Source organism: Streptomyces sp. NPDC032161 (genome assembly GCF_040636995.1).
In the GTDB taxonomy this organism is placed as follows: domain Bacteria; phylum Actinomycetota; class Actinomycetes; order Streptomycetales; family Streptomycetaceae; genus Streptomyces.
This window is the reverse complement of record NZ_JBEZVN010000007.1, coordinates 171592-198115: the sequence shown is the minus strand read 5'-3', so window position 1 is coordinate 198115 and position 26524 is coordinate 171592. Positions and strand designations below refer to the sequence as shown.

Genomic DNA, 26524 nt, shown 5'->3' with positions numbered 1-26524 from the left:
TCCTCTGCGTTCTGCTTAATGACGCCTGATGTGCGGCGGTGGTTTCGGCGGTGGGCTGATCACTGCTCTCCGGTGCGGCCGACTGTCCCGCTTACGTAACTTTGCGTGACGGGCGGTGCGCCCGTGTGCCCTGACGCGCATGCCCTTCCTACCGCCGAATGGTGGGCCGCGGGGTCGAAATGGCGTTATGCCCGGGTGCGGGGGCCCTGTGATCAGGTATGGGCGTCATGTCGGCGCTGACTCAAACTCACTCGAAAGAGTTGCTCGCCAGTGGGTGGGGCGCACCGTGCGGTGACCACGTAGGCTCGACTTACCGAAACGTGTTGTCGTCGAATTGCCAGGAGTGACCGTGATTCCCGGTGCGGGTCAGCCCAATATGCAGCAGTTGCTGCAGCAAGCGCAGAAGATGCAGCAGGACCTCGCCGCGGCTCAGGAGGAGCTGGCCAGGACCGAGGTCGAGGGCCAGGCGGGTGGCGGTCTGGTGAAGGCGACCGTGACCGGCTCCGGTGAGCTCCGTGCCCTGGAGATCGACCCGAAGGCCGTCGATCCGGAGGACACCGAGACGCTCGCGGACCTCGTCGTCGCCGCGGTTCAGGCGGCGAACGAGAACGCGCAGCAGCTCCAGCAGCAGAAGCTGGGCCCGCTCGCCCAGGGGCTGGGCGGTATGCCCGGCCTCCCCTTCTGACCGACCGCCTCCGGAGCGCCGCTCGGGCCTCGGTGGGGGCCCGTTTCCGGGCCGTCGTCCGGGCAAGTCCGGGCCACGGCCCGGATGGCTTCCCGGTTGTCGCACAGGCACGGCCAGGACGCTTCCCGGTCGTCGTCCGGGCGTGGCCAGGACGCTTCCCGGTCGTCGTCCGGGCGTGGCCAGGACGCCTCCCGGTCGTCGTCCGGCCGCTCGTGGGCCTTCTGACCGGCGGCCCGAGCTCGTAGGTTGTATTCATAGCCCATCGCACGCGATGGACCGCCGGTCGTGCGCCGCCCGCGGCGTGCGGCCTTCGGCCCGTCGCCCGCGGCCCACCCGCCCGCGGCCCGTCCGGGGACGGGAACAGGGAGTGGAAGAGGAAGGCGTTTCCGTTGTACGAAGGCGTGGTTCAGGACCTCATCGACGAACTGGGCAGGCTGCCCGGCGTCGGTCCCAAGAGCGCGCAGCGGATCGCTTTTCACATCCTGCAGGCCGAACCGACCGATGTGCGCCGTCTCGCCCATGCCCTCCTGGAGGTCAAGGACAAGGTCCGGTTCTGTTCGGTCTGCGGCAATGTCGCCCAGCAGGAGCAGTGCAACATCTGCCGGGACGCCCGCCGCGACCAGGCGGTCATCTGCGTGGTCGAGGAGCCGAAGGACGTCGTCGCGATCGAGCGGACCCGCGAATTCCGGGGCAGGTACCACGTGCTCGGCGGCGCGATCAGCCCGATCGAGGGCGTCGGCCCCGACGATCTGCGCATCCGTGAACTGCTCGCCCGGCTCGCCGACGGCACGGTCACGGAGCTGATCCTGGCGACCGACCCCAATCTGGAGGGCGAGGCCACCGCGACGTACCTGGCCCGGATGGTCAAGCCGATGGGCCTGCGGGTCACGAGACTGGCCAGCGGTCTGCCGGTGGGCGGCGATCTGGAGTACGCGGACGAGGTCACCCTGGGCCGCGCCTTCGAGGGGAGGCGTCTGCTCGATGTGTGACGCTTTCATGTCACCCGATGTACCGATGGTGACCGTCGTCGCGACGCGCGGTGTTTTTACGTTCAGCGACGCTATGTTCTACTCACCGCTCGCGACCGTGCCCACGGGAGGTCCCCTCGATGTCTGACGCCACGCTGAACTCCGTCACGCAGGACCCGGGCGATTTCGCCGTCCAGATCGCCGACCAGATCAAGACGTTCATCGTCGCGGTCACCGAGGTGTCGAAGGTCGAGGAGCCCGAGGAGGCCGTTCCCGTCCTGCTGCTCCAGATCTCCCAGCTGCTGCTGGCGGGCGGACGGCTCGGCGCGTACGAGGACATCGTCCCCGAGGAGCGCTACGAGCCGGACCTGGGCGCGGAGCCGGACGCCGACGGGCTGCGCGAGCGGTTCGCCGTCCTGCTGGAGCCGATCGACGTCTACTCCGAGGTCTTCGACCCGTACGAGCCCCGGAAGGCGCCGGTCCCGGCCCGCATCTCGGACGACCTGGCCGACCTCGTCACCGATCTGCGCCACGGCCTGGCCCACTACGAGGAGAACCGCGTCACCGAGGCCCTGTGGTGGTGGCAGTTCTCGTACTTCTCCAACTGGGGTTCCACCGCGTCCGCCACCCTGCGCGCCCTCCAGTCCCTGATCGCCCACATCCGCCTGAACCAGCCCCTCCAGGAGCTGGACGGCCTGGACACGGACTCGGAGACCGCCGACGAGGAGCTCGCCGAGGAGGCGGGCCGGGTGATGGCGGAGGAGATCGCGGGTCCGCTGGGTCTGCGCCCGGTGCAGTAGTACGTCTCTTCGCGCCCCTTGCCGAACCGTGCTGCGGGGCGAGGCACCCTGTCGCGCCCTTTCGTCCTACCGCGCTGCGGGTGAGGTGTCCCCCTGCGTTCCCCTGCCGTGCCTCGCTGCGAGGTGAGACGGCCGGTCCGGCGAGTGGACGGACGCTGCGCGGCGACCGCCCCGGCGTGTGACGCCATGTGCCGCAGCTCTCAACTGCGGCGACGTGCGGCGATGCGGCGATGTAACGCCCACGTGCGGCAATGCGTGCCCACACGTGGGAGTGCGGGATTGCGGAATGTGCGGCAAGCACGGCACGCGTCCCGCCGACGGGAGCCACCGGCGTGAGCCTTCGACGGGCGGACGGTGAGGTTCCGGTCCAGGCTGGAGGGGGCACCTCGCAGGCGCGGCCCGACCCGCCGTGCGTGTGGGGTGGGCCACACCCGGGAGTGCGGCTCCGATCGGCGGGCAACAGCCCGTACGAGCGGCTTGGAGCGACACACCGGTGATCACGTGCTGAGCAGGACATCTCACCATGTGGTAAGGACGGGGCGATTTCGGGCCGCTCGTTAAACTGAGTCGACCGAGTAACGGACTGAGCGAGGAGCGCACGTGGGCCTTGTCGTGCAGAAGTACGGAGGCTCCTCCGTAGCCGATGCCGAGGGCATCAAGCGCGTCGCCAAGCGAATCGTCGATGCCAAGAAGAGCGGCAACCAGGTGGTTGTCGTGGTGTCCGCGATGGGCGACACGACGGACGAGTTGATCGATCTCGCCGCGCAGGTATCCCCGATACCCGCGGGGCGCGAGTTCGACATGCTGCTGACCGCGGGAGAGCGGATCTCCATGGCCCTGCTGGCGATGGCGATCAAAAACCTGGGCCACGAGGCCCAGTCGTTCACGGGCAGCCAGGCGGGCGTCATCACCGACTCGGTCCACAACAAAGCGCGCATCATCGATGTGACGCCGGGCCGCATCCGTACGGCGCTGGACGAGGGGAACATCGCGATCGTCGCGGGGTTCCAGGGCGTGTCCCAGGACAAGAAGGACATCACCACCCTCGGCCGGGGCGGATCCGACACCACCGCGGTGGCGCTCGCCGCCGCGCTGGACGCCGAGGTCTGCGAGATCTACACCGACGTGGACGGGGTCTTCACCGCCGACCCGAGGGTCGTGAAGAAGGCCCGGAAGATCGACTGGATCTCCTTCGAGGACATGCTGGAGCTGGCCGCGTCCGGTTCCAAGGTGCTCCTGCACCGGTGCGTGGAGTACGCACGCCGCTACAACATCCCGATCCACGTCCGCTCGTCCTTCTCCGGGCTGCGCGGGACCTGGGTCAGCAACGAGCCGCAAGGGGACCAGAAGGTGGAGCACGCGATCATCTCCGGAGTCGCCCATGACGTCTCCGAGGCCAAGATCACCGTCGTCGGCGTGCCCGACAAGCCGGGCGAGGCCGCCGCGATCTTCCGCACGATCGCGAACGCGGAGATCAACATCGACATGGTGGTGCAGAACGTCTCCGCCGCGTCGACCGGTCTGACCGACATCTCGTTCACGCTGCCGAAGGCCGAGGGCCGCAAGGCCATCGACGCCCTGGAGCGCAACCGCGGCACCATCGGTTTCGAGTCGCTGCGCTACGACGACCAGATCGCGAAGATCTCCCTGGTCGGCGCCGGCATGAAGACCAACCCCGGAGTCACGGCCGGCTTCTTCGAGGCGCTGTCGGACGCCGGTGTGAACATCGAGCTCATCTCGACATCCGAGATCCGCATCTCGGTCGTCACCCGTGCCGATGACGTCAACGAGGCCGTGCGCGCCGTGCACACCGCCTTCGGCCTCGACAGCGACTCCGACGAGGCCGTCGTCTACGGAGGCACCGGCCGATGACCGCCCGCCGCCCCTCGCTCGCGGTCGTCGGAGCGACCGGGGCGATCGGCGGCGTCATGCTCCAGATCCTCTCGCAGCACGCGGACGTGTGGGGCGAGGTGAGACTGATCGCCTCGCCGCGTTCGGCCGGCCGGAAGCTGGTCGTGCGCGGCGAGGAGAGCGAGGTCCTTCCGCTCACCGAGGACGTCTTCGACGGCATCGACGTGGCGCTGTTCCTGGTGCCCGACGAGGTGTCCGCACAGTGGGCGCCCGTCGCCGCGGGCAAGGGCGCGGTCGTCGTCGACGACTCCGCCGCGTTCCGGCTGGACGCGGACGTGCCGCTGGTCGTGCCCGAGATCAACCCGCACGCCGTACGGATCAGGCCGCGCGGCATCGTCGCGAGCCCGAACTGCACCACGCTCGCGCTGATCGTCGCGGTCGGCGCGCTGCACGCCGAGTTCGGGGCACGGGAACTGGTCGTCTCCTCGTACCAGGCGGTGAGCGGTGCGGGCCGCGAAGGGGTGGCCGCGCTGCGCGAACAGTTGTCGCTGGTGGCCGGCACCGAACTGGGCACGAAGCCGGGTGACGTGCGCCGGGCCGTGGGGGACGCGGAGGGCGGGCCCTTCGCCGCACCGGTGGCGCTCAACGTGGTGCCCTGGGCCGGGACCGAGGCCGGCGACGGCTGGTCGTCGGAGGAACTCGCGATCCGCGGGGAGTGCCGCAAGATCCTGGACCTGCCGGACCTGCGGGTGGCGGCGACCTGCGTGTACGTACCGGTCGTCGCGACGCACTCGATGTCCGTGCACGCACGGTTCGAGAACGAGGTCGCGGTCGACCGGGCCCACGAGATCCTGGCGACGGCGCCGGGCGTGGTGCTGTACGACAGCCCGGGGGAGGGGGACTTCCCGACGCCGTCCGACGTCGTCGGCACCGACCCGACGTGGGTCGGGCGCGTACGCCGCTCCCTGGACGACCCCCGCGCGCTGGAGCTGTTCGTCTGCGGCGACAACCTCCGCAAGGGGGCCGCGCTGAACGTGGCACAGATCGCCGAAGCGGTGGCCGCCGAATTTCCCCGTGCCTGATCACGTCCTTCCTCGCGTCCGTGCCTGACCGAGGTGTCCGTTCGAGGTGTCCGATCAGGGTGTCCGGTCGAGGCGTTCGGTCGAGGCGTCCGGTCGAGGTGTTCGATCAGGGTGTCTGATCAAGCCTGGTCGAACCTGATTTGTACGATCTGTGAATGCCCTGTGAGCAAGTTGAAAGTCTGAATCTCTTGAGCTGGGGTGTCGGGGTATCCGACGATGACCTTTCGGCCTGCTGCAACCGTCGGCCGGAACGTGCACGTCTATGCGATGACTTCTTGCACGACGGGGCGCACATTCGGGGCATTTGGGGAAGAGCGGGTACGTATGAGGGCATGTCGCACCGCGTCGAACGCGGTGTCGCGCGCGTACAACCCTGACGGGGGGAAACGTGTCCAACTGGCGTGGCAGAGGTTCTCGACATCACAGTGGTGGGCCCCCTGCGCGGCGCTTCGGTGCGACCGCTCAGGCGGCCCCGCAGGCCCGGCGGCATGCCGGTGATCGCGCCCATGCCTGCCGCGCGTCCCACGACACAGCTGCCGTCGCAGCGCGAGGGCGCTGAGGAGAGCGTGGCAGCCGGAACCACCGTCGACCACCTCACCGAGACCTACCGCGCCCACTACCGTTCGCTGCTGGGCCTCGCGGCGCTGCTCCTCGACGACACCGCGTCCTGTGAGGACGTGGTGCAGGAGGCGTTCATCCGCGTGCACTCGGCGCGCAACCGGGTGCGGGACCCCGAGAAGACCCTGGCGTATCTGCGTCAGACCGTCGTCAATCTGTCGCGTTCCGCGCTGCGCCGCCGCATCCTCGGGCTGAAGCTGCTCTCCAAGCCCATGCCCGACATGGCGAGCGCGGAGGAGGGCGCGTACGACCAACTGGAGCGGGACGCCCTGATCAAGGCGATGCGCGGGCTGCAACGACGCCAGCGGGAGGTGCTGGTGCTGCGCTACTTCGCGGACATGACGGAGGCTCAGGTGGCCGAGACGCTGGGCATATCCCTGGGATCGGTCAAGGCCTACGGGTCGCGCGGGATCGCGGCGCTGCGCGTCGTGATGGAGGCACAGGGATGAGCCGGCGCGACAGCACGAACGGCAACGGCGATGACAACGGCGATGGCTATGGCGGCGGTGAGGGCTGTGGCGTCGACGATGGCGTCGGTGGCGATGGCGGTGGCGACATGAGCCGCGACGGCGGTGTCGGCGACGTGGGCCGCGAGGGTGGCGAGGTCGCCCCGGAGAACGGGCGCGAGGGCGGCCGAGAGAGCGGAAGCGGGCAGGGGCCCGGGACCGACCGGACTGGAAACGCAATGGTGAACGACGGGCGGGAAGGCGCCGTGGCCCCGGACGGGGCCCCCGGCATGGACGCACGGGCGACGGCGGACGGGGACGCGGACGCGGCCCCCGAGGCACGGACACACGAGGACGCGGGCCCCGGGGGCGCGGTTTCCGGGAACATGGCACCCGAGGTGCGGGGTCACGACGGTGTGGGCCCCGAGGTGCAGGCTCATGCACGGGCGGACGTGAGCCCGGGGGCGGAGGCGGACCCGGGCCGTGGCGCGGATGCGGGCATGCACGTGGGCGCGGGCGGTGGCGACGCTACGCACACGGGTTCCGTGACGGTCGTGGGCTTCGGCTCCCGGCGCGGTGACGGCGGCACGGAGGCGCCGGACTTCCTGGACGAGGTCGCGCTGCGCCGCATGCTGCACGGTGCGGTCCAGCACATCGAGCCCGGCCAGGGCGTCCTCGGCCACCTGCAGCGGGCGGTGCCCGCCCGTCGTGCCAGGCGGCGGCAGGCCGTCGTCGGAATGGCGGCGGCGGCGCTGCTCATCGGCACCGCGATCCCCGCGTTCGTCCACGTCGCGAACTCCGACGGTTCGAACACCGCCAACCCCGCGATAGCCGGGCACGGCGAACAGGCGCAGGGCGGCAACGGTACGGAGAACGGCTCGGGAAGCAGCGGGAAGGCCCCCGGCGGCGGAACCGACGGCCAGGACGACCGGGATCCGGACCATCCCGTGAGCACGAGCAGCCCGTCCGGCAGCGGTGGGCAGGGCACCGAAGGCGACCTGGCCGGGGGAGTCTCCGATCCGGCCGCATCTCTGGCGTCCGCCCCGCCGGCCTGTGACGCGGGACAACTCGGTGTCGCCTCGGCCCAGACGGGCGCGGCGGGCGCCGACGGCACCGTGTACGGCACGTTCCGGATCGCCAACGTCTCCGACACGGAGTGCTCGGTGAGCGGCGGCGGAAGCGTGGGCTTCCAGGCGTTGGGGGCGGCGGACCCGGCCAAGATCACGGTCGTCCGGCACGCGGCCGGCGACGCGGCGGCCGGACTGCCCGACCCCTCGCAGGAACAGGACGCCGTGGCGCTGAAGCCGTCCATGACGTACGAGGTGAGGTTCGCCTGGGTGCCGAGGGACACCTGTCCGACTGTCGGGGGTTCGCCGAGCCCGACGCCGACGGAGGGCACGGGCGGCGCCGGCGGAGGTACTGCGGCCGGCGCGGGTCCGGGCACGGGTACGGGTTCCGGCGAGGGGGCAGTGGCGACGGTCGCGCAGCTCGGCGGAGAGGACGGCGGGTTGCAGGACGGCAGCGTCGCCGTCACGCACACCCCGGAGGCGGGAGCACCGGTCGCGGAGACGAAGATCGCCAACGCCTGTGCCGGCACGATCTACCGGACCGGAGTGCTGGCCCCCACGACGTGACACGTGGGCACGCGCCGAGCCTGCGCGTGCCCTCACGTTCACCAGGTGCCCACGCGCCTGTCGCTGCCCGACCCCCGTACTTCGGGCGTCGGCCTCCAAGCCCCGGGCTCCGGGCACATGCGGACGGTTCAGGCGCCGCCGGTCTTCGCGTCGGAACCGGGCCGAACGCCGTGGTCGGTGGGCCCGGCGACAGCGGCACCCGCACCCACGCCCGAACTCAAGCTCTCGGCCGCATCCGCATCCGCGTTCCTACCTGCATCTGTACCCGCATCAGCATCCGCGTCGGTGCTCGCAGCCGTGCTCCCGTCCGTGCCCGCGTCCGTGTCCGCTTCTGCGCCGATTCCCAGCTTCAGGTCGCGCGCGGCTTCGGCCTCGCGGCGGATCAGCCGGAACCACATGAAGAGCACGAACCCGGCGAAGACGAACCACTCACCGGTGTAGCCGAGGTTCTGGAACGCCTTCAGGTCCAGCCCGGTGCCCTGCGGCACGGTGGCCGGTACGGGGCGCAGAGCACCGACGCCGCTGCCACCGGTGTCCTGGAGCGTCACCCACGCGTCGTAGACGTCGTACGGGACGAGGTTGACGAGGGACGCTGCGCCGATGATGCCGAGCTGGCCGTCCGGGAGCCCGCCCGTGGCATGGGCTCCCGCGGTGCCGGCGTTCTCCGACGCCTGGAGGTCGCCGGTCACCGTGACCGTACCGGTCGGCGCGGCCGGAACGGCGGTGTGGCCGGGCTTGCCCGGCAACCAGCCGCGCACGACCGGCAGCGCCTTGCCGTTGTCCGTACGCAGCATGTTCAGGACGTAGAAGCCGTCCTTGCCGTCCAACTCCCGTCCGGGCACCAGGAACTGGTCGGCGTACCGACCGGTGGCGGTGGCAGGACGGCCGGAGGTCGCCGTGTCGACGGGCAGCAGGTCGTCGATCGGCTTCGCGGCCCTGGTGCCCGGGGCGGGCTGCTTCTCGGCGGCGTTGTGCGTCTGCACACGGTCCTCGAAGCGGCCGAGCTGCCAGGTGCCCATGAAGACGCAGAAGGGGATGGCCAGCACGACGAACAGGTTGATCCCCCACCATCGCGGGGTCAGCAGGAACCGGTACACCCCTCCACGGTACGGTCCCTCGCTCCGGTCCCCCGGCGCGGGGTCCCGCCCACGCTCCCTCCGCCCCGCGACCCGCCACCCACGTCCAGCCCCCTCGCGCCCACGGTCCGCCCCCGTCGGGCGCGGTCCGGCGCGGTAACGCCGGACAGGGGCCGACGCGCTCCGGGTCCGCGTACGGTACCGTCCCCGAGCCCCCCGCACGGCGCGTCGTCCCCACCACCCGGCGCGGCTTCTGTCCCCGCCTTCCGCCTTCCGCCTCCTGTCCCCGCTTTCCGTCCTCCACTTCCCGTCCTGCGCTATCCGTCGCCCGCTTTCCGTCTCCCGTCCTCCGCCTACCGTTCTTCAGGCTTCCGGCCGCCGTGCCTTCTTCAGCCGCCGGACGTGGGAGTGTCGGCAGGGGCAGGGGCAGGGGCAGGGGCAGGGGCAGGGGCAGGGGCAGGGGCAGGGGCGTCCTTGGCCAGGTGGCGCCGGGCGAAGTCGAGCTCCAGGCGGACCTGCTTGATCCGTTCCTCCACGACCAGCGAGCCGTGCCCCGCGTCGTACCGATAGACCTCGTGCACGGCGTCGCGCCCCTTCAACCGGTCCACGTAGTTCTCGATCTGGCGGATCGGGCAGCGCGGGTCGTTGACCCCCGCCGAGATGTGGACCGGCGCCCGGACGGCGTCGACGTACGTCAGCGGGGACGAGGCCGCGAAGCGCTCGGGGACCTCCTCCGGCGTGCCGCCCAGCAGGGTGCGGTCCAGCGCCTTCAGGTCCTCCATCTCGTCGTGGTACGCCGTGACGTAGTCGGCGACCGGCACGGCCGCCAGGCCCACCGCCCAGGCTTCCGGCTGGGTGCCGAGGCCCAGCAGGGTCAGATAGCCGCCCCAGGAGCCACCGGCCAGAACCAGCTTCGCCGGGTCCGCGAGCCCCGAAGCCACCGCCCACTCCCGCACCGCGGCGATGTCCTCCAGCTCGATCAGGCCGACCCGGTGCTTGAGCGCGTCCGTCCAGGCTCGGCCGTACCCGGTGGAACCCCGGTAATTGACGCGGACGACCGCGTAGCCGTGGTCCACCCACGCGGCGGGCCCGGACGCGAAGGCGTCGCTGTCGTGCCAGGTCGGCCCTCCGTGGATCTCGAACACCGTGGGGAACGGCCCCTCGGCCGGGGCGGCGGGCCGCTGCACGAGTGCGTGGACCCGGCCCCCGGGCCCGTCCACCCATACGTCCTCCACCGGCACGGACGCCGGGGCCTTCCGGCCGGGCGGATCGAGCACCACGGCGCCCGAGGTCGACCGGATGACGGGCGGCTGCGCGGCCGACGACCACAGGTATTCCACCGTGCCGTCCGGCCGGGCCGTGGCACCCGAGACCGAGCCCGCGGGGGTCTCCACCCGGACGGGAGGCGCGCCCGCTCCCGGCTCGTACCGCCACAGATCGCTGCGGGCCTCGAACCCGTGTACGACCAGGAGTGCGGAGGCATCCGGATACCACTCGGCGCCCACATCGCCCGGCAGATCCATCCCGAGGTCCGTCTCCGTGCCCGTCACCGGATCCCAGATCATCGGCTCCCAACGCCCGCGACGCTGATGTCCGACCAGCAGCCTGTTGTCACCGGCGACGGGCGCGAAGCCGAGCACGGACAGCCCCAGCTCCTTCGTGCCTCCCTCGGTGTCGTCCAGCTCCGCGACCGTGGACCCGTCGGGCCGCACCACACGCAGCGCGGAGTGCATCGCGTCGCCGTGCTCGGTGTGCTCCAGAGCGATCAGCATCCCGTCATGGCTGAGATCGCCGACGCCCGCCGACTCGCGATGGCGATAGATCTCGACCGGGGCGGCCCCGGGGCGCACGACATGGATCGTCGTCCCGTCCTCGTCGGTCGAGCGGCCGATCACCGCCGTACCGTCCCGCCCGATCGCGAGCCCCGCCGGGTACGAGGGGGCGAGACCGGGCGCTGCCGGTTCGTCCGCGGGCCCCTCGCCGTCGGCGCCGTGGAACGGCTGACGCATCCACACCCCGAACTCGTCCCCGTCGGTGTCGTCGAACCACCAGATCGACTCGCCGTCCGGCGTCAGCACGCCCTCCGTCGTCCCGTTCGGCCGGTCGGTGACCTGGCGCTGCTCACCGGTGGCGCGGTCCCACGCGTACAGCTCGTAGGTCCCTGTCGCGTTGGAGACGAACAGCGCGCGGTCAGGCGCGTCCTCGGCCCAGTCGGGCAGCGACACCCTGGGCGCGCGGAAGCGCTGCTCCCACACCGGCACGGACGCGCCCGCCGCCTTCTCGCCCTCGTCGCCGACCGCATGCGCTCCAGCCGCATCGCCGACCGGCGCTGCTCCGACTCCGTCGGCGACCGGGCTCTCGGTCCCCGCCACGGGCGCATCGGTCGCGGACGCACGCCCCGGCACGGCCGGGGACGTCGGCCCGTGCTCGGCCGAGGACGCCTGCCCGGACCCGGCCGAGGACGCCTGTCCGGACTCGGTCGTGGGCGCGGGGGCGGTCGCCCGAGAGATGGGAGCCGTCGAGCCAGTGATCTCAGTCATGGTCCCCATTCTGCGCCGGAACGCCGACAATTCGTTCGCATCGTCCTCAGCCTGTGGATAACCTCCGCGGCATGCATGCAGAGACCCCCGCCGACTGGCGCCAGGCCAACCGCGCACGCTGGGACGAACGGGTCCCCATCCACACCGCGAGCGATTTCTACGAACTCGACTCCTTCCGCGCGGGCAAGGACGCCCTGCGCGACTTCGAGCGTGCGGAGGTCGGTGACGTCACGGGCAAGTCGCTGCTGCACCTGCAGTGCCATATCGGGGTGGACACTCTCTCCTGGGCCCGGCACGGCGCGGCGCGCGTCGTCGGGCTGGACTTCTCGGAACCGGCTGTCGAGACGGCGCGTCGCCTGGCCCGCGAGATCGGACTTCCCGAAGAACGGGCGGCGTTCGTCACCGCCGACGTCCACGACGCCGCCGAGGCCGTCCCGGACTCCTCGTACGACATCGTCTACACCGGTATCGGCGCGTTGAACTGGCTTCGCGATACTCGGCGTTGGGCCGAGGTTGCCGCGTCGCTCGTCGCGCCGGGCGGTTTCCTCTACCTCGCGGAGTTCCATCCGATCACCGACTGCCTCGACGACTCGACCGGCAGGGAGATCGTCCACGACTACTTCTGTCGCGACGCGTGGGTGGAAGAAACCCCGGGCACGTACACGGACTTCGACGCGCCGACCGTCCACAACCGCAGTGTCGAATGGCAGCACCCGATCGGTGATGTGGTGTCGGCGCTGGCCGCGACGGGCCTGCGGATCGAGTTCCTGCACGAGCACGACGTCTCGCTCTTCGCCCGGTTCTCGGCGCTGGAGCGGCAGGGCGACGGCTTCTACCGCTTCCCCGCCGACCGCCCGCGGATCCCGCTGATGTACTCGATCAAGGCGTCGCGCCCGTCGGATTCCTGACGGCCCATCGCGCCCCGGCTCTCTCCCCCTGCCCACCCGCTTCCCGCCCGCTCACGGGCCGGTTCCGGCCGGGGCCGCCGAGCGTACGGGCGCGGACCCGTAAGAGGCAGAGGTCGAAGGCCGTGGCGGGCCGGCCGGAGGCTCATGCTTCCGGCCGGCCCGCCCGCCGTACCCAGGCGCACGCGCTTTCCGCACGCGACTTTTCGACTTTTCGCCCTTCGCTTTCCAGCCTTGGGCCTTCGGCCCTGTGAATTCGGCCCTCGGGCTTTGCCGCTGGCTGCCTGCTACGCCGCCGAGCGGAAGGCCGGAAGGTAGCCGCCCGACTGCCCGGCCGCCTTGGGGTGGTACGAGTTGTAGACCGGGATCGACACACTGTGGAGCCATGCGTCACCGGAGCACAGCTCGTGCCCGGTGAACTCGTCCACCACGCTGGAGTACGTGAACCCGACGTTGGCGGCCTGCTTGGCGATGACCCCGTTCAGGACGTCGGACGCGTTGTTGATGGCCGCGCGCTTCTTCTCGGAGAGCCCGGCGACGCAGCTGCCGCTCAGCTTGTAGAAGCGCGGGTACCCCAGCACCACCACATGAGCCTTGGGGGCACGGGTCTTGATGGAACCGTAGAGCGAACTCAGGCGTGACGGCAGGGAGTTCTGCACCTGGGACACGGCCGAGCCGACACTGCTCAGGCAGGTGGCCTCGCTGGACAGCACGCAGTCCTGCATGACATCGGCGAAGCCCACGTCGTTGCCGCCCGCGGTGACGCTGACCAGACCGGTGGACGAGTTGAGAGCACCCAGCTGGGTGCTCGCCACGGAGCTCGTCGTGGCGCCTGAACAGGCGACGAAGGTGAACGAGGAGGGCGAGTTGGCGGCGGCCCAGAGGTAGGGGTAGGCATTGGTGCTGCGACGGCAGTCGCCGCTGTCGGAAAGGTAGCTTCCCGCGCCGACGCCGGAGGAATACGAGTCGCCGAGAGCGACGTAGCCACCGGTGGCTGCGGAGTTCGCCGAGGCCGGCTGGGCGACGCCCAGAGCAGCCGCGGCGGCGAGGACCAGAGTGGAAGCGGACGCCCAGAATCGCCGTACTGACATGACTGTCAGCCCTCCGAAGTGTGGGGAATGGGTGGGGGGTTGATGGGGCGCCATGTTTCTAGCAGCTCGGGGTACTGGCCGGTAATAGCTGCGCAAGAACTGGTCTGATATGCCCGAATGATCGTTCGGGTGTGCGAGCTCCGCGCGTAGATAAACCTCTGGTCGCACCTGAGAAAGGTGTTTTTCGGCTCACTTGCCGACCTCGCCCAGCCGTCCGTCGAGCCACCGCGAGGGGTGTGCCGGGCGTCGGGGCCGGTCGTCAAGGCCGGAATCGGCCTTGGATGGCAGGCCCAGAGGCGGCGGGCCCCCGGGGCCGCAGGACCCCGACGTGGCAGGCCCCGACGCGGCAGGACCCCCGAGCTGCGGGGGTCCAAGTGACGGGAGGGAGGGGCAGGGCGTCGGCGGAGCCGGGCGGCAGGGGGGCCGGGCGAGGGAAGGCCCGAGCGGGGGGAGGCCCGGGCGGCGGAAGGTCCAATCATCGGGGCCCGGCCGCCGGGTGCGGGCATCAAAAAACCGCCCTCCGCGGCGGCACCCCTGCGCGGGGCGCCGCCGCGGAGGGCGGAGGGCCTGGAACTACGGGTTCAGTTGTCGCGGCCTGCGGAGATCAATTGTGGCCGAACCTCCGCTGCTTCCGGTGGGAGACCTGCTCCGAGATCGAACGCACCGTGCCCTCGGTGGGGATCGGCTGCGTCTTCTCCTTGGTGTCCGGAGCGGTACTGCGTTCGTGGCCACCGGTGCGGGCGCCGCGATTCTGCCGACTCTGCTTCTTGCCCACGATCGTGCCTCCTGTAGCGGATCTCGGACGATGGGCCACTCTCAGATTCGCATATACGTACGAAATATGCATGTCGGGCGTGAGTCGCAGGGGTGCTTCCAGACGGGCGGCGGGCGGCGGGCGCCGGGGCGGTGCCCTGGGTGCCGATCTCGGCAGGTGGTGCGACGGTCGGTGCGGCAGGGGCCGGGGGCAGGAGTAGAAGGCAGGGCGGGGCAGGTCGTGCGGCAGGCGGCAGGACGGGGCAGGTCGTGCGTCAGGCGGTGCGACGCCTCATTCGCCGTCCGCGATCCGGTCCGCACGCTCCCGCCGATATTCGAATGCGGTTCGCCCCCGTTGGGCATATGGTCGGCGGCTGTGGAACCGCTCAGTGAGAAACAGATCCGTTCATCCTTCGTGAACTGCACCAAGGGGGACGCGGCCCGGCTCCGGCTGCCACTCGATTTCGCCGAACTCCCCTGGGAGGACATGGACTTCCTGGGATGGGTGGATCCCGGAGCGCCGCTGAAGGCCCACTTGGTGCTGCCCCGTGCGGAGGGCCCGGTGGGGATCTCGCTGCGGGTGCCTTCGATGCGGCGCACCAGCGCCGTGAAGTCCAGCCTCTGCCAGATCTGCCTGACCGGCCACGCCTCCTCCGGTGTCACTCTGCTCGCCGCTCCGCTGGCGGGCACTCGCGGCCGCGAGGGCAACACGATCGGCATCTACATCTGCGCGGACCTCGCCTGCCCCCTGTACGTGCGGGGCAAGCGGCAACCGAAACTGCGCGCCGGACGGTACGAGGAGAGCCTCGGTCTGGACGAGCGCCTGGCCCGGATGTCGGAGAACCTGGACGCCTTCGCGGCCAAGGTCACCGCGGGGTGAACCGGGCGGACGCGACGACTGCCCGCTGACGCCGCCCGCCTACGTGCCGAGCAGGGCGCGAGGAGCGGGCACAGGCTCCGGCTTCAGCCGCTCACCACGTCCCGAACCGCCGCGAGGAAGTCCTCCGTCATCGGATGCGTGGGGTGGATGGGGCGGGCGAGGTAGACCGTGGCGGCGGGGGCGTCGGAGACCGGGATGAAGCGGACGCCCGGGTGGCCGTGACTCTCCGCCGTGCCGCCCGCGCCGAGGCCGAAGGCACCGCCGGTGGCGATGAGGTTCAGCCACTCGTCCACGTTGCCCACCTCGACCGTTCGGGCCGGGCGGTGCTGCGGCGGCCACAGGTCCGGTGAGGCGGTACCAGTGTCGGGCCACAGGGCCAGCGGAAGGTCCGGGTGAGCGGTGAGTTCGGCCAGCAGCACCTGGTCCCGGTCCCCGAGCGGGTGGTCGTCGGGGAGTGCGGCGACCCGGTCCTCCGTGTAGAGGGCCTCGGTGCGGATGCGCGGCTCGGCGGGGACGGTGCGGAGTATCGCCACGTCGGCGTCCCCGGTGGCGAGGCCCGCGGTGCTGTTGTCCCGCCGGATCACGTCGAGCGGGACGTGCGGGTGTGCGCGGCGCCAGGAACGGAGCAGCGGGACGGTCTGCCGTCCGAGCACCGCGCAGGTGTACCCGATCCGCAGGGGGCGGGGCACCGTACGGGTTTCGGCAAGGGCCGCGTCCAGGTGGGCGAGGATCGCGCGCCCGTGCCCGAGCAGGGTCGTTCCGGCCGAGGTGAGGGCCAGGTGCCGGGAGGAGCGGTCGACGAGCCGGACCCCGACGCGCGCCTCCAGCTGGGTGAGCGTGCGGGAGAGGGCGGGCTGCGTCATGTGCAGCCGCGTCGCTGCGGCCGTGATGGTTCCCGCTGCGGCCACCGCATCCAGCGCTCTGAGATGGCGCAGCTCCACATTGTCCATGCCTGTGGAGCATAGTCCCTGCCCAAACGGCATTTCCGGGCCCGGAACGTGGTCCGTAGCGTCGGGGATGCCCGGGCGGATCACCCGGGTTCGTTCTCCGATGCGTGATGGATGGTGGGCTGTGAGGATTCTTCTGGTCGGCGCGGGCGGCATGCTGGGCGGCGCGGTGCGCCGGGCACTCGTGGCACGCGGGCACGAGGTGATCGGTGTGGGCCGCTCGGGCGGCGACCTGGTGGCCGATGTCACCGACCCGGAGGCAGTGGCCCGGCTGTACACGGAGGCCGGCCCGCTGGACGCGGTGGCGATCACGGCGGGCGACGCCGTGTTCCGGCCGCTGGGCGAACTTGCCGCCGACGACTTCGTGACGACCTTCCGCGGCAAGGCGCTGAGCCAGCTGGAGCTGGTGCGCCAGGGTGCCCGGCATGTGGCCCCGACCGGCTCGTTCACCTTGGTCAGCGGAATCATCGCCGAGCAGCCGGTGGTGGCCGGAGCGGCGGCGTCCGCCGCGAACGGCGCGGTGGAGGCGTTCGTGCGGGCCGCCGCGATCGAGCTCCCGCCCCAGCGCATCAACGCGGTGAGCCCGACGGTGGCCGAGGAGTCCCTGCCCGCCTACGGACCCTTCTTCGTCGGCATGGAAGCGGTCCCGGTGGCCCGGGTGGCGACGGCGTATGTCCGCTCGATCGAGGGTGCGCAGACAGGGCAGGTCTACCGGATCTGGTAGGCCTGGACCACCACACCTCGAAGCTTCGAGTTCGCGAGCACACGGCGGCGGACCGCTGCGGCTCACGCCGTCCGGAGAAGCCCTGACACGCAGCCAGCTATGTTTGCTTATACAGCCGCTCCGGATCGCTACTGTCGGCCGGTGCTGCCTCTATCCGCTCACGGTCCCGCCGAAAACCTGGCTGACCAGCGACCTCCTTCCTTTGCGAGAGCACTGATCGGTCAGGCCCGTGGGCTCTGGCATGGGGGCGGGGTTCTCCCTCCTTGTCCATGAACCAATTGCTCTCGTAAAGAATGCCTATTCGGTCAACTTCGGCTGCGGAGCGTTAAAACTGGCCACATGCCGACCAGCCGATCTTCCGGTACACGACTCGACGGCAGCATGGTCAGGCACTTGAACCGTCCGCTGCGCCGCGGAATGAGATCGTCGGGGGTACTGGTGAACCATAGGTGGCCGCCGTCCACCTTTCTCGGCCGGTTGCGAAGTACGACGCGCGATGAACTGCTCGGGCAAGGCACGCTGATCGCCTATCCGCCCCATCGCGCGCTGCTGCAGCAGGGAGACGAGGGCAAGCACATCTTGTTGATCACGAGCGGTGTCGTGAAGGTCGTCGCCAGCGCGGAGAGCGGCTACGACATGCTGCTTGCCGTCCGTATAGCGGGTGACCTGGTGGGTGAGATGGCAGCCTTCGAGGAGCGCCCCAGGTCCGGCATGGTGATCGCGTGCAGCGATGTGACCGCCCGGATCATCCAGGCGCGGGCGCTGGAAACCTTCCTTACCCGCCACCCGGATGCCATGCGGGCCATTCTTCACATGCTGTGTGCCCGGTTGCGCTGGGCCAACCGGCGTCGGATCGACTTTCAAGCGTACGACTCGCTGACCCGGCTGGCCCGGGTCCTGGCCGAGTTGAGTCAGGCCTACGCACAGCCCGTGCCGGACGGTGGCGGCAAACGGTGCGAGCTCGGAGTGACGCTCACTCAGAGGGAGCTTGCGTCGTTGGCCGGACTCGCCCTCAACACGGCTGAGAAGAGTCTGGCCACGCTGGCAGCCAAGGGGCTGGTGGAGCGCAGTTACCGAAGCATAACCATCTGTGACGTTCCGAAACTGCTCGAATTCGCCAAAGTCGTTGCTGACAACCCGTATTGATACGGGATCACTGCACGCTCTCTCTCCTAGCCTCTCGGGCAGCACTTCGTGGGCGTCGTGCCCATGCCTCGCTCAGAGAGGAATGATCGGGTGGTTGAGTGGGCCGGGTTCTATCCATGCACCTGCATAGCCGTTGACGCACAGGCGTATGGCGGCAAGAACGACCGCAGGCAGTCCGAAATCCAGCATGACCTGCCGCGGCTCCTCGATCGTGCTGCCAGGGGCGCCGGCCTCGACCGCACCCAGTGGCACATTCAGCGAAAGGGAGACGAGCAGCTCGCGGTGCGACCTCTGGACGGTGCTGAGTCACGTCTGGTCGACGACTACATCCGCCACCTCGTTGCCGAGCTGCGTGAGTACAACGTCCAACGGGTGCCTGAGGCACGGATGCGACTACGGTCCGTTATCCACCTGGGCCTGGTGGAGTTGGCCGAGAACGGCTTTGCCGGTTCGGCCGTCGTGGCTACGGCGCGTCTGCTGAACGCGCCTCAGCTCTACGACGCACTGGTCGTGCGGCCTCATGCTGACTTGGCGTTGTTGCTGTCCGATGATGTCTTCCGGTCCACGGTGGCAGGCGGGCATACAACCCTGAGAGTTGAGGACTTCGCCCAGGTATCCGTCCAGGTGAAGGAGTACGAGGGTACGGCCTGGCTGCGTGTGCCCGCGCTTGGCGCACCGGCCACTGCCTCACTCCAGCCCGGAACCGTGGAAGCGGGGAAGCCTGCGGCTCCGGCGCCGGAGGAGCCTGCGCGGAGCCAGGCCGGACCGGTCGCCGCATGCGGCGCTGATGGTGGCAGGGGGATCAGCCAGAAATACCGGGCTGAATCGATCAATGTCACCAACGTGGAGGGCTCCATGGACGCCCGGGGTTCCGTCTTCGGATTCGGGAGCGTTGGTGGCTGAGACTTCAAATCCGGACGACGTGCCGGACGTGCCGTCCGGTCCCACCTTCGACGAGGATGTCGCACCATCCACGCAGGACGGCGCTAGTGGTGCGCCGGAGGCTGGGGAAGATCCTCTCGGCCCGGATCCCGAAGCGGACACAGACCTCGAGCGGCGCAAGGAGCAGGACGAACGGGAGGAGGACGACCGCGGCTATGACGATCTGCGCCGCGTCCACCAGCTTGTCAACAACAATTTCTATGGTGTCGTCGATGCCTCTGGAGCAGCTTTCGGCTTCGGCGCCGTCTCATCTTCCGGACTCGCCCCCGGCACCATAGTCCCTGAGGAGACGGACCGGGCATTGCGGTTCTTCGTTCCGCCGCAGCCCTGCTACGACGAGGCGTTCGGCAAGCTGCGCGAGAACGCTCTCGTGGTGCTGACGGGTCCGAACCACTGCGGCCGGGGCGCTGGCTCCCTTGCTCTGCTCAGGGAGATCCTGGGCAAGGAAGCCAGACTGCGCAGCCTGTCGCCCGCCAACGCCCTTGCCGAGCTGGCTGTTTCGCGAGACCTCAGGCCGGGACAGGGGTACGTCATCCTCGACTACGTCGGCGAGCTGCACATCGGGGCTGTGCAGGCGTTCGGCATCGGGCGGTTGAGTGAGGAGCTTCGCCGCAAAGGGTCGTACCTGGTGATCACGGCAGGGGATACGGCCCGCCGACGGCTGGCACTGAGGGAACACTGTGTGTCGTGGCAGGCACCGGCCCCCTTGGAGTTGTTTGAACACTGCAGGGCCGAGTTGCCGCATGTCGGCGTCGAGCCGGACGCCGAGAGGGAACTGCTGGAGCGGGTCGGCGAACAGCAGCGGCCGGCAGACGTCGTCGCTGCGGCCGTAGCTCTGTCCCAGGAAGGCCTGGAGGCCGCGCTGGACACACTGCGGGACCGGCACCGGGAGCAGGTCCAGGAGTGGTTCCGTACGCAGCCCTCCGCGGACGACCTGCTTCCGCTCGCCGCCCTGGCCTTCTTGGAGGGCATCCCGGAGCGGACATTCGAGAAGGAGTGCGCCGCCCTTGCCGCTCATGTGCGCAGCTGGGAGCAGAGCGGCGAGACGCCGGTCGTGGAACCGGACGGCTCGACAGGGACGTCGTTGGGCGGCGCGGTGGCCGACCAGTCCCGGGCACGGTGGAGAGATCGAGCAGTGGGCCTCGTGACGACCGAGTACCGTCCTGGCCCGGGCCGGGATGCCGGCCGCAGTGAGCGGCGCCTGGTCTTCACCTCGCCGCGCATCCGCGAGCTCGTGATCGCAGAGTTGCACGACCTGTACGGCTACGGGCTCTGGTATCCGCTGCGCCAGTGGCTGAACGATCTCGCGTTGCAGGGCGACCTGGACACCCGGACGGAGGTGGCCCGGGGCGTCGCACTCCTGGCCCGGTACGCGCTGGTCGATGTCGATGAGAACCTGCTGAAGGTGTGGTCCGAGGGCATCACCAGCCAGCGGGTGACCGCAGCGCTGACGCTCCAATTCATGTGCGACGTCGAACATCTCGCCCCGCAGGCCCTGAACATCGTCCTGGGCTGGGTAGACAGAAGTGGTGCCGGGCGTGCCGTGACAGCGGCCATGGCACTGACCGGTCGCCTGGGTTCGTTCTACCGTCTGGAGGCACTCAACTGGCTGTGGTTCCTGACGCACCGGGGCGAGCGGATTGCGTCTTCTGCGCGCCGTTCCCTGGTACTGCTGCTGCAGACCGCTGAACAGGACTCCGAACGCGTCCTGTTCATCCTCCGGTATGTACGGACCGTGATCGCGAAGGCAGCGCCGGGCTCCCGGGAACGATCGATAGCGCTGAAGACCGCTGTCCAGCTCCTCGAAGCCGTCCGGCTGGATGCCACCGAGCCCCTCACCGCCGCACTGCTGCGTGCCGTCCCGGACAGTGAGCGCCATCTTGGGGCGCTGTGGGCCGATGTCCTGCACAGCACCAACCGGAGCCGGGCGGTCAGCGCACTGTGCAGGACGCTGGTGCAGCTGCGGGACGATCCGTCCGTCACCGGCGCCGTACGCGAACTCGGGGAATCCATGCGGCACGCCATGAGCCAACGGCAGTGGGCAGCCCTGTGCTACCACCTGTCCATCGCGCTGAAGCACCCCGACTACGCGGTCCCCGGTGCACGTGAGTTGGCGCAGGTGCTCCTCGGATCCCTGCGAGGCCGGGCGCTGGCGGGCTCCCAGCATTCCACCACCTCCGTCGTATCCGTCGTTCCTTTCCCTTCTGCTCAAGGAGGCCGAAGCAAGTGAACTACCCGGTTATTGCCGAGCACATCCTGGCCACCGTCCAGGGCACGTGGTGGTCTCGCCGTCGTCGTCGCGACGACGTGCCGTCGCTGCCGCCCGGAGCCGTATACGTCCTCAGGGTCGGGGGGAACTACCGCACGTTTCCCGAGGGCATGGTGTTCGACCCGTCTCACCCCGACGTGCTCGACGCCTCTTCGGTCAGCCTGGTCGACACCCGGGCCCGCCTGGTCGATGTGGAGCGACCACTGCCGTCGGTGAGCGAGGCGGACAACTTCACGATGCGGGCCTCCTTCACCTGTCAGGTGACCGACCCGACCGTTATCGCCAGGCAGGGCATCGTCGACGTCACTGTTCCCTTGCGGGCCTATCTGATGGGAGACAGCGACCTGCCGAGGGTGAGCGCCGGGCACCGCGTGGAAGAGATCAACGCGGTGCGCATCGAGGCCAGCCACCGTATGACTGCCTACAGTGCGATAGTGCCCCCACGTGTCGCAGGTATGAGCGTCGAGTTCGTCAATGCCGAGGTACACGCGTCGGACGACCTGCGGGACTGGGAACAGAAGCTGCGTGACGAGCGGCGTGCCCGGGAACTCCAGCGGGGACAACGTGACTTCGAGACCCAGGACGCACTCCGGATCGCGGAACTCCTCTCCCAGGGGTCCGACCACGTGGACGCCTTTGGTATTGCCCGGAAGGAGATCGACGTCACCGAAGTGGCAGCGCGCGTCCACCGAATCACCGACGAGGAGTCGGCCCGCCGTCACCAGGCAGACACTGCGGAGCGGACCCACGCGCAGGCTCTGGAGACGGCGGACGCACAGATGCGCCGCGAAATGCTGCTGACGCTGCTGCGACAGATGGGCGGCAGCGAGTATGTCGACTACCACCAGGTCCTGGAGCAGGTTCTGCGCGAGACGCGCGGCCAGGCCACGCCCGGCATCGGAGCCGCTGTGGACACTGCCCGTATGGTCGGGCCGGGACAGGCACGTCCCGGCCGTACGGCAGCGGGCCCGGACGGCTCGTGCGACCCGCAAGGTGGTTTCGTCAAGGACGAGGACGATCTCATTGGCTGACTCCTTGACGAACCATGTGACTGCTTCCGGCGTGGTGGGCAGCCAGAACACCGGCGATGGAGTCGCTTCTCATACTGCGAACGACCGAACCGCTTTCCGCGATACCGGCGGTGGTGCCCCGGCCGAGACCACCCGTCGGCGCTTTGATTCCGGCGCCGCACGACGTCTGCGTGCCCTGACCGGCGTTGACGAGGAACTGCTGGCCAGAGTCAAGTACGAGCGGAGCAAGTACACGGCCCTCGGCGGGGTGGTGCTCGGTACCTCCGTCATTGCAGCGTTTTCCATGTGGAACTTCGCGGCTGAGGCACTTGGTGGGGTTTCCGTCGCTGCCTTGGTTCCGACCATCATATGGATGCTGTTCGTGCTCAACCTCGACCGTTGGTTGGTCACACCGCAGCCGAACATGCGGCGACGGGTCGGGCCTCTCCTCACGCGCCTGCTGATCGCCCTGCTGCTCGGTGCTGTGATCGCCGAGCCGCTGGTGCTGCGCATTTTCCAGACAGCCATCGAGGAACGCGTCGCGGACGAACGCACCGACGTCATCGACAGGTTGCGCACGAACCTGGTTCGCTGCAACCCGGTGCCACCCACGACACAGATCGTTGCCCTGAAAGGCTGCGACAGGCGGTACGTCCTCTCCTTCCGCGCGACGCCAGCGGAACGGGTCGAGGAATTGACCGCCTTGCGTTCGGACGCAGCCGCCTTGCAGAAGCGGGTCGACCGGGACACCACCAGACTGGAAGCCATCGACTCCGAGGTACGGGACGAATGCCGCCGACTGATCCGCATAGCCGCCACCGGCTTGTATCAGCGGACGTCCGAGTGCCTGCGTCTGCGCGACAAGGCACAGGACTACCGGACCACCCATCGCACCAGTGAGAACGAGAAGCGCCTTGTTGGCATGAACACCCGTATCTCGAAGATCGAGGCCGGGCTGACCTCGTCACGTGGTTCCTTCCTCAAGGCACGGGCCGACGACATCGAGCGGCGGCTGGACGAGGAACGCGCCAAGCAGAAGGAGATCGGTGTCCTGGAACGGATCCGGACGCTTGATGAACTCGCGAGTGGGAATCCGGTGTTGTTCGTGGGCATCTGGCTGGTGCGCCTGCTGTTCGTGCTCCTGGACGTGCTCCCGGTGCTGGTGAAGTACCTGACCGGCGAGACCGCGTACGACCGGATGCTCACCAGCGAAAGCAACAGCGCGGTCAAGATTCATGGAGAGGAAGTCCGGCTTGCCGAACGTCGGGCCATCGCAGACCTCGAGATCGCCCAGGACACCGTCGAACAGAAGGTCCGGTGCCACCGCGCCGAGTCGGAGGCGGCGTTCCGGGAGCACGCAGCAGCGATGAACATCCGGGTCCGACAAGCGGTGAACTCGCTGGAGGACGAGATCCGCCGCTCGTCGACGGTCTGAACGCATCAGCCCTCCACCAGGAACACAACACCACGGCCGCCCCGCGCGCCGGGGCGGCCGCCAGACACTGACGGAAGGAGTGCGAGCTATGACCACACCCAGAGGCGACGCCGACACGGATATGGGCACCAACGCGGCGGCTGGCCATGGTGCGCGACTCGCGAGAGTCCTGCTGTCCGAGGCTCGTGAGGAACTCGCAAGGGCCGACAACAAGGCCGGCCTCATGCTGGCGTCCCTGGGCGCCGCCCTGACCGCCCTGCTCGGCGCGATCGGCAGCGGCATCATCGCCCTGCGGAACTATCCCGTCGTGCCGCAGCTCCTTCTCTGGGTGGGATGTGCCGCCTGCGTACCAGCAGTCGTCCTGCTGGGTCTGGCCGTGGCTCCACGGCTTGGAAGCCCCCGCCACTCGCGTACTCACTACTTCGGTGACGTGAGGCTGGCGATGTCGGTCACACACATGGAGCGGGCGGTCCACCGTACCGACCCCGTGTACCGGGACCTGAGCCAACTGGCGACCCTGTCCCACATCGCCTGGATCAAATTCCGCTGTATACGGCACGCACTGGCCTGGGCCGCGGTCTTCTTCGCCCTCACGCTGCTGGGCATAGTGACAGGAGCGTCGACTTAGCGGAACCCGGACAGGACGGAGGGCAGGCCATCCGATGGCAACGCGAAGCGCTGGTCCCGCCCGGGAGTCACCGACGTCGGCGATGGCACTCTCTCTGACGCTGGCACTGGTGAGGCCATGCGTTGGAGGGTGTGCGACCGATGTCTGCTCGGCTGGAAAACCACTCAGGGGCCTGACCCACTCTCGCGGATCAGGCCCCTGACCTGGTATTTCACCTGTCGGGGTGGCGGGATTTGAACCCACGACCTCTTCGTCCCGAACGAAGCGCGCTGCCAAGCTGCGCTACACCCCGATCGTCGCCGGTCTCCCGGCGACATCGATTACTTTAGCCCACCCAGGCCCGCAGGCGAAATCCGGTTTATGTCCTGCTCACGAGGCCGGGCCCGGCGGCCGCCGTCGGCGCCGGGCGTGGGGCACGGCATCAGTCGCGGGGCGTCAGGGTCAGGAGGGTCGCCTCCGGGGGGCAGGCGAAGCGGACCGGGGTGTAGCGGTTGGTGCCGCAGCCCGCGGAGACGTGGAGGTAGGACCGGTGGCCACCGGCGGCATGGGAGGAGAGGCCCTTGACCCGATCGGTGTCCAGGTCGCAGTTGGTGACCAGGGCCCCGTAGAAGGGGACGCAGAGCTGGCCACCGTGAGTGTGACCGGCCAGGATCAGGGGGTAACCGTCCCGGGTGAAGGCGTCCAGGGAGCGCAGATATGGGGCGTGGACGACGCCGATGGAGAGGTCGGCGCCCGTTTCGGGGCCGCCCGACACCTCGGCGTAGCGGTCGCGCTTGATGTGCGGGTCGTCGAGGCCGGTGAAGGCGATGTCCAGGCCGTCGACCTTGAGGTGACCGCGAGTGTTGGACAGGCCGAGCCACCCCGCCTCGTCGAAGGCGTCGCGCATGGGCTCCCACGGGTTGTGGACGGCGCCGACCACGGGGGCGTTCCCGTTGAGGCCGTGCCTGCCCTGGATCTTCTCGACGAGGTAACGGGCGGGATTGCGGAGCTTGGGGCCGTAGTAGTCGTTGGAGCCGAAGACGTACACGCCCGGGAACCCCATCAGCGGGCCGAGCGCGTCGAGCAGCTCGGGCACGGCTTCGGGGTCGGAGAGGTTGTCGCCGGTGTTCACGACGAAGTCGGGGCGCAGACCGGCCAGCGACTGCAGCCAGGCGCGCTTCTTGTGCTGGCCGCTCACCATGTGGATGTCGGAGATCTGCAGTACGCGCAACGGGCGCGCCCCCTGCGGAAGGACGGGGACGGCCACCCGCCGGAGGCGGAACGAGCGGGCCTCGAATCCGGCGGCGTAGGCGAGGCCGGCCGCCCCGATCGCCGCGCCGACTGCCGTGATTTTCAGGGGGAGTCCGTAGCGTGCGCGCATGTGTCCATCGTCGCAGACGAGGTGCCGTGCCCGAAAAGGCGGCGGGACCGGAGCATGAGAGCGGCGGGACCGGAGCACGAGAGCGGAGGGACCGGAGCATGAGAGCGGCGGGACCGGGAGATGAGAGCGGTCGGAGCGCAACGGGAGTGCGGCGGCCCGGGGGAAGCCGCGGGGACCCGGGAGAAACCTGCGGGCGGTGGAGGCCGTGTACCTGCCACAATCAGCACATGACCACGCTCAAGTCCAAGCTGCAGGAAGACCTCACCACGGCCATCAAGGCGCGTGACGAGTTGACCTCGTCCACGCTCCGGCTGACCCTCACCGCCATCGCGAAGGAGGAGGTCAGCGGCACGTCGGCGCGCGAGCTCTCCGACGACGAGGTGCAGAAGGTGATCGCCAAGGAGGCGAAGAAGCGCCGTGAGGCGGCCGAGGCGTTCGCCCAGGGCGGCCGGACCGAGCAGGCCGAGCGGGAGAAGGCGGAGGGCGAGATCCTCGACGCCTACCTGCCGAAGCAGCTGAGCGACGACGAGCTGGCCGCGATCGTGGCATCCGGCGTCGCGGAGGCGAAGGCCGCCGGGGCCGAGGGGCCGCGGGCCATGGGTGCCGTCATGAAGATCGTGACTCCCAAGGTCGCGGGGCGGGCGGACGGCGGCCGTGTGGCGGCCGCCGTGAAGAAGCTCCTGGCGGGCTGAGACCGCCGCCGCGCGGAGCGCACATGGCATGCCGAGCGCATG

At 69.6% G+C, this 26524-nt stretch carries 23 protein-coding genes and 1 tRNA gene; 17 read left to right on the top strand and 7 right to left on the bottom strand.

From position 1 onward, the window contains the following. The first annotated feature begins 349 nt into the window (after positions 1-349). The 7 genes from AB0E67_RS18105 to AB0E67_RS18075 all read left to right on the top strand — a co-directional run bounded on the left by AB0E67_RS18105 (position 350) and on the right by AB0E67_RS18075 (position 8084). A complete protein-coding gene (locus AB0E67_RS18105) occupies positions 350-685 on the top strand; it encodes a YbaB/EbfC family nucleoid-associated protein (protein WP_362027472.1) in 336 nt (111 codons plus the stop codon). A gap of 389 nt (positions 686-1074) precedes the next feature. Then, positions 1075-1674, top strand: coding sequence for a recombination mediator RecR (gene recR, locus AB0E67_RS18100; protein WP_073788246.1), 600 nt, complete (start codon positions 1075-1077; stop codon positions 1672-1674). A gap of 119 nt (positions 1675-1793) precedes the next feature. Next, positions 1794-2453, top strand: a complete 660-nt coding sequence (locus tag AB0E67_RS18095; protein WP_362027468.1) for a DUF5063 domain-containing protein — start codon at positions 1794-1796, stop codon at positions 2451-2453. Between the two features lie 600 nt (positions 2454-3053). Continuing rightward, positions 3054-4325 carry an aspartate kinase gene (locus tag AB0E67_RS18090; protein WP_351525212.1) on the top strand — a complete coding sequence of 424 codons (1272 nt, stop codon included), beginning with the start codon at positions 3054-3056 and terminating at the stop codon, positions 4323-4325. Then, positions 4322-5386, top strand: coding sequence for an aspartate-semialdehyde dehydrogenase (locus AB0E67_RS18085; RefSeq protein WP_362027465.1), 1065 nt, complete (start codon positions 4322-4324; stop codon positions 5384-5386). Before AB0E67_RS18090 ends, AB0E67_RS18085 begins: the two co-directional genes overlap by 4 nt. 488 nt (positions 5387-5874) lie before the next feature. Continuing rightward, positions 5875-6453 carry a SigE family RNA polymerase sigma factor gene (locus AB0E67_RS18080; protein ID WP_073788253.1) on the top strand — a complete coding sequence of 193 codons (579 nt, stop codon included), beginning with the start codon at positions 5875-5877 and terminating at the stop codon, positions 6451-6453. Next, entirely contained in the window at positions 6450-8084 is a 1635-nt protein-coding gene (locus tag AB0E67_RS18075) for a hypothetical protein (protein ID WP_362027462.1), read from the top strand. The genes AB0E67_RS18080 and AB0E67_RS18075 overlap by 4 nt, the downstream gene beginning before the upstream one ends. 128 nt (positions 8085-8212) lie before the next feature. Here AB0E67_RS18075 and AB0E67_RS18070 read toward each other — a convergent pair whose 3' ends face one another. Next, positions 8213-9181, bottom strand: coding sequence for an SURF1 family protein (locus AB0E67_RS18070; RefSeq protein ID WP_362027459.1), 969 nt, complete (start codon positions 9179-9181; stop codon positions 8213-8215). 368 nt (positions 9182-9549) lie between these two features. Beyond that, a complete protein-coding gene (locus tag AB0E67_RS18065) occupies positions 9550-11421 on the bottom strand; it encodes a prolyl oligopeptidase family serine peptidase (protein WP_362027578.1) in 1872 nt (623 codons plus the stop codon). A 350-nt stretch (positions 11422-11771) separates the two neighbouring features. Here AB0E67_RS18065 and AB0E67_RS18060 point away from each other — a divergent pair, with 350 nt between their 5' ends. Beyond that, a complete protein-coding gene (locus AB0E67_RS18060) occupies positions 11772-12608 on the top strand; it encodes a class I SAM-dependent methyltransferase (RefSeq protein WP_362027456.1) in 837 nt (278 codons plus the stop codon). Between the two features lie 284 nt (positions 12609-12892). Here the strand turns inward: AB0E67_RS18060 and AB0E67_RS18055 are convergent, their stop codons facing one another. Then, positions 12893-13696, bottom strand: coding sequence for an SGNH/GDSL hydrolase family protein (locus tag AB0E67_RS18055; RefSeq protein WP_362027453.1), 804 nt, complete (start codon positions 13694-13696; stop codon positions 12893-12895). A gap of 604 nt (positions 13697-14300) precedes the next feature. Next, positions 14301-14471, bottom strand: coding sequence for a hypothetical protein (locus AB0E67_RS18050; RefSeq protein ID WP_362027451.1), 171 nt, complete (start codon positions 14469-14471; stop codon positions 14301-14303). Between the two features lie 354 nt (positions 14472-14825). On the opposite strand from AB0E67_RS18050, the gene AB0E67_RS18045 reads away from it, so the two are divergent. Further along, positions 14826-15329 carry an FBP domain-containing protein gene (locus tag AB0E67_RS18045; RefSeq protein ID WP_362027448.1) on the top strand — a complete coding sequence of 168 codons (504 nt, stop codon included), beginning with the start codon at positions 14826-14828 and terminating at the stop codon, positions 15327-15329. 83 nt (positions 15330-15412) lie between these two features. On the opposite strand, the gene AB0E67_RS18040 is transcribed toward AB0E67_RS18045, so the two are convergent. Continuing rightward, positions 15413-16279 carry a LysR family transcriptional regulator gene (locus tag AB0E67_RS18040; RefSeq protein ID WP_362027445.1) on the bottom strand — a complete coding sequence of 289 codons (867 nt, stop codon included), beginning with the start codon at positions 16277-16279 and terminating at the stop codon, positions 15413-15415. Between the two features lie 121 nt (positions 16280-16400). On the opposite strand from AB0E67_RS18040, the gene AB0E67_RS18035 reads away from it, so the two are divergent. The 7 genes from AB0E67_RS18035 to AB0E67_RS18005 all read left to right on the top strand — a co-directional run bounded on the left by AB0E67_RS18035 (position 16401) and on the right by AB0E67_RS18005 (position 24430). After that, positions 16401-17000: a short chain dehydrogenase gene (locus AB0E67_RS18035; protein WP_362027442.1), complete on the top strand. Its 600-nt coding sequence runs from the start codon at positions 16401-16403 to the stop codon at positions 16998-17000. Between the two features lie 339 nt (positions 17001-17339). Next, positions 17340-18146, top strand: a complete 807-nt coding sequence (locus tag AB0E67_RS18030; RefSeq protein WP_362027439.1) for a Crp/Fnr family transcriptional regulator — start codon at positions 17340-17342, stop codon at positions 18144-18146. Between the two features lie 90 nt (positions 18147-18236). Next, on the top strand, positions 18237-19049 hold the full coding sequence (locus AB0E67_RS18025; RefSeq protein WP_362027436.1) for a hypothetical protein: 813 nt from the start codon (positions 18237-18239) through the stop codon (positions 19047-19049). Beyond that, on the top strand, positions 19042-21318 hold the full coding sequence (locus AB0E67_RS18020; protein ID WP_362027433.1) for a hypothetical protein: 2277 nt from the start codon (positions 19042-19044) through the stop codon (positions 21316-21318). Before AB0E67_RS18025 ends, AB0E67_RS18020 begins: the two co-directional genes overlap by 8 nt. Continuing rightward, positions 21315-22388, top strand: a complete 1074-nt coding sequence (locus AB0E67_RS18015; protein WP_362027430.1) for a hypothetical protein — start codon at positions 21315-21317, stop codon at positions 22386-22388. Before AB0E67_RS18020 ends, AB0E67_RS18015 begins: the two co-directional genes overlap by 4 nt. A 4-nt stretch (positions 22389-22392) precedes the next feature. After that, a complete protein-coding gene (locus tag AB0E67_RS18010; protein ID WP_362027427.1) occupies positions 22393-23802 on the top strand; it encodes a DUF4407 domain-containing protein in 1410 nt (469 codons plus the stop codon). Positions 23803-23890: 88 nt separating this feature from the next. Next, positions 23891-24430: a Pycsar system effector family protein gene (locus AB0E67_RS18005; protein ID WP_362027424.1), complete on the top strand. Its 540-nt coding sequence runs from the start codon at positions 23891-23893 to the stop codon at positions 24428-24430. Between the two features lie 218 nt (positions 24431-24648). Here AB0E67_RS18005 and AB0E67_RS18000 read toward each other — a convergent pair. Both AB0E67_RS18000 and AB0E67_RS17995 read right to left on the bottom strand, forming a co-directional pair. Continuing rightward, positions 24649-24722 (bottom strand) — tRNA-Pro (locus AB0E67_RS18000). A gap of 129 nt (positions 24723-24851) precedes the next feature. After that, entirely contained in the window at positions 24852-25790 is a 939-nt protein-coding gene (locus AB0E67_RS17995) for a metallophosphoesterase (protein WP_362027421.1), read from the bottom strand. A gap of 227 nt (positions 25791-26017) precedes the next feature. Here AB0E67_RS17995 and AB0E67_RS17990 point away from each other — a divergent pair, with 227 nt between their 5' ends. After that, the gene (locus AB0E67_RS17990) at positions 26018-26482 is read left to right on the top strand and encodes a GatB/YqeY domain-containing protein (protein ID WP_362027418.1); all 465 of its coding nucleotides are present in this window, start codon (positions 26018-26020) and stop codon (positions 26480-26482) included. The last annotated feature ends 42 nt before the right edge of the window (positions 26483-26524 follow it).

What these genes read in the sequence shown, in the direction of transcription:
- AB0E67_RS18095 (WP_362027468.1), top strand. Translation starts at nt 1,794, where the DNA reads ATGTCTGACGCCACGCTGAACTCCGTCACGCAGGACCCGGGCGATTTC.
- AB0E67_RS18085 (WP_362027465.1), top strand. Translation starts at nt 4,322, where the DNA reads ATGACCGCCCGCCGCCCCTCGCTCGCGGTCGTCGGAGCGACCGGGGCG.
- AB0E67_RS18080 (WP_073788253.1), top strand. Translation starts at nt 5,875, where the DNA reads ATGCCGGTGATCGCGCCCATGCCTGCCGCGCGTCCCACGACACAGCTG.
- AB0E67_RS18075 (WP_362027462.1), top strand. Translation starts at nt 6,450, where the DNA reads ATGAGCCGGCGCGACAGCACGAACGGCAACGGCGATGACAACGGCGAT.
- AB0E67_RS18060 (WP_362027456.1), top strand. Translation starts at nt 11,772, where the DNA reads ATGCATGCAGAGACCCCCGCCGACTGGCGCCAGGCCAACCGCGCACGC.
- AB0E67_RS18055 (WP_362027453.1), bottom strand. Translation starts at nt 13,696, where the DNA reads ATGTCAGTACGGCGATTCTGGGCGTCCGCTTCCACTCTGGTCCTCGCC.
- AB0E67_RS18040 (WP_362027445.1), bottom strand. Translation starts at nt 16,279, where the DNA reads ATGGACAATGTGGAGCTGCGCCATCTCAGAGCGCTGGATGCGGTGGCC.
- AB0E67_RS18030 (WP_362027439.1), top strand. Translation starts at nt 17,340, where the DNA reads ATGCCGACCAGCCGATCTTCCGGTACACGACTCGACGGCAGCATGGTC.
- AB0E67_RS18005 (WP_362027424.1), top strand. Translation starts at nt 23,891, where the DNA reads ATGACCACACCCAGAGGCGACGCCGACACGGATATGGGCACCAACGCG.
- AB0E67_RS17995 (WP_362027421.1), bottom strand. Translation starts at nt 25,790, where the DNA reads ATGCGCGCACGCTACGGACTCCCCCTGAAAATCACGGCAGTCGGCGCG.
- AB0E67_RS17990 (WP_362027418.1), top strand. Translation starts at nt 26,018, where the DNA reads ATGACCACGCTCAAGTCCAAGCTGCAGGAAGACCTCACCACGGCCATC.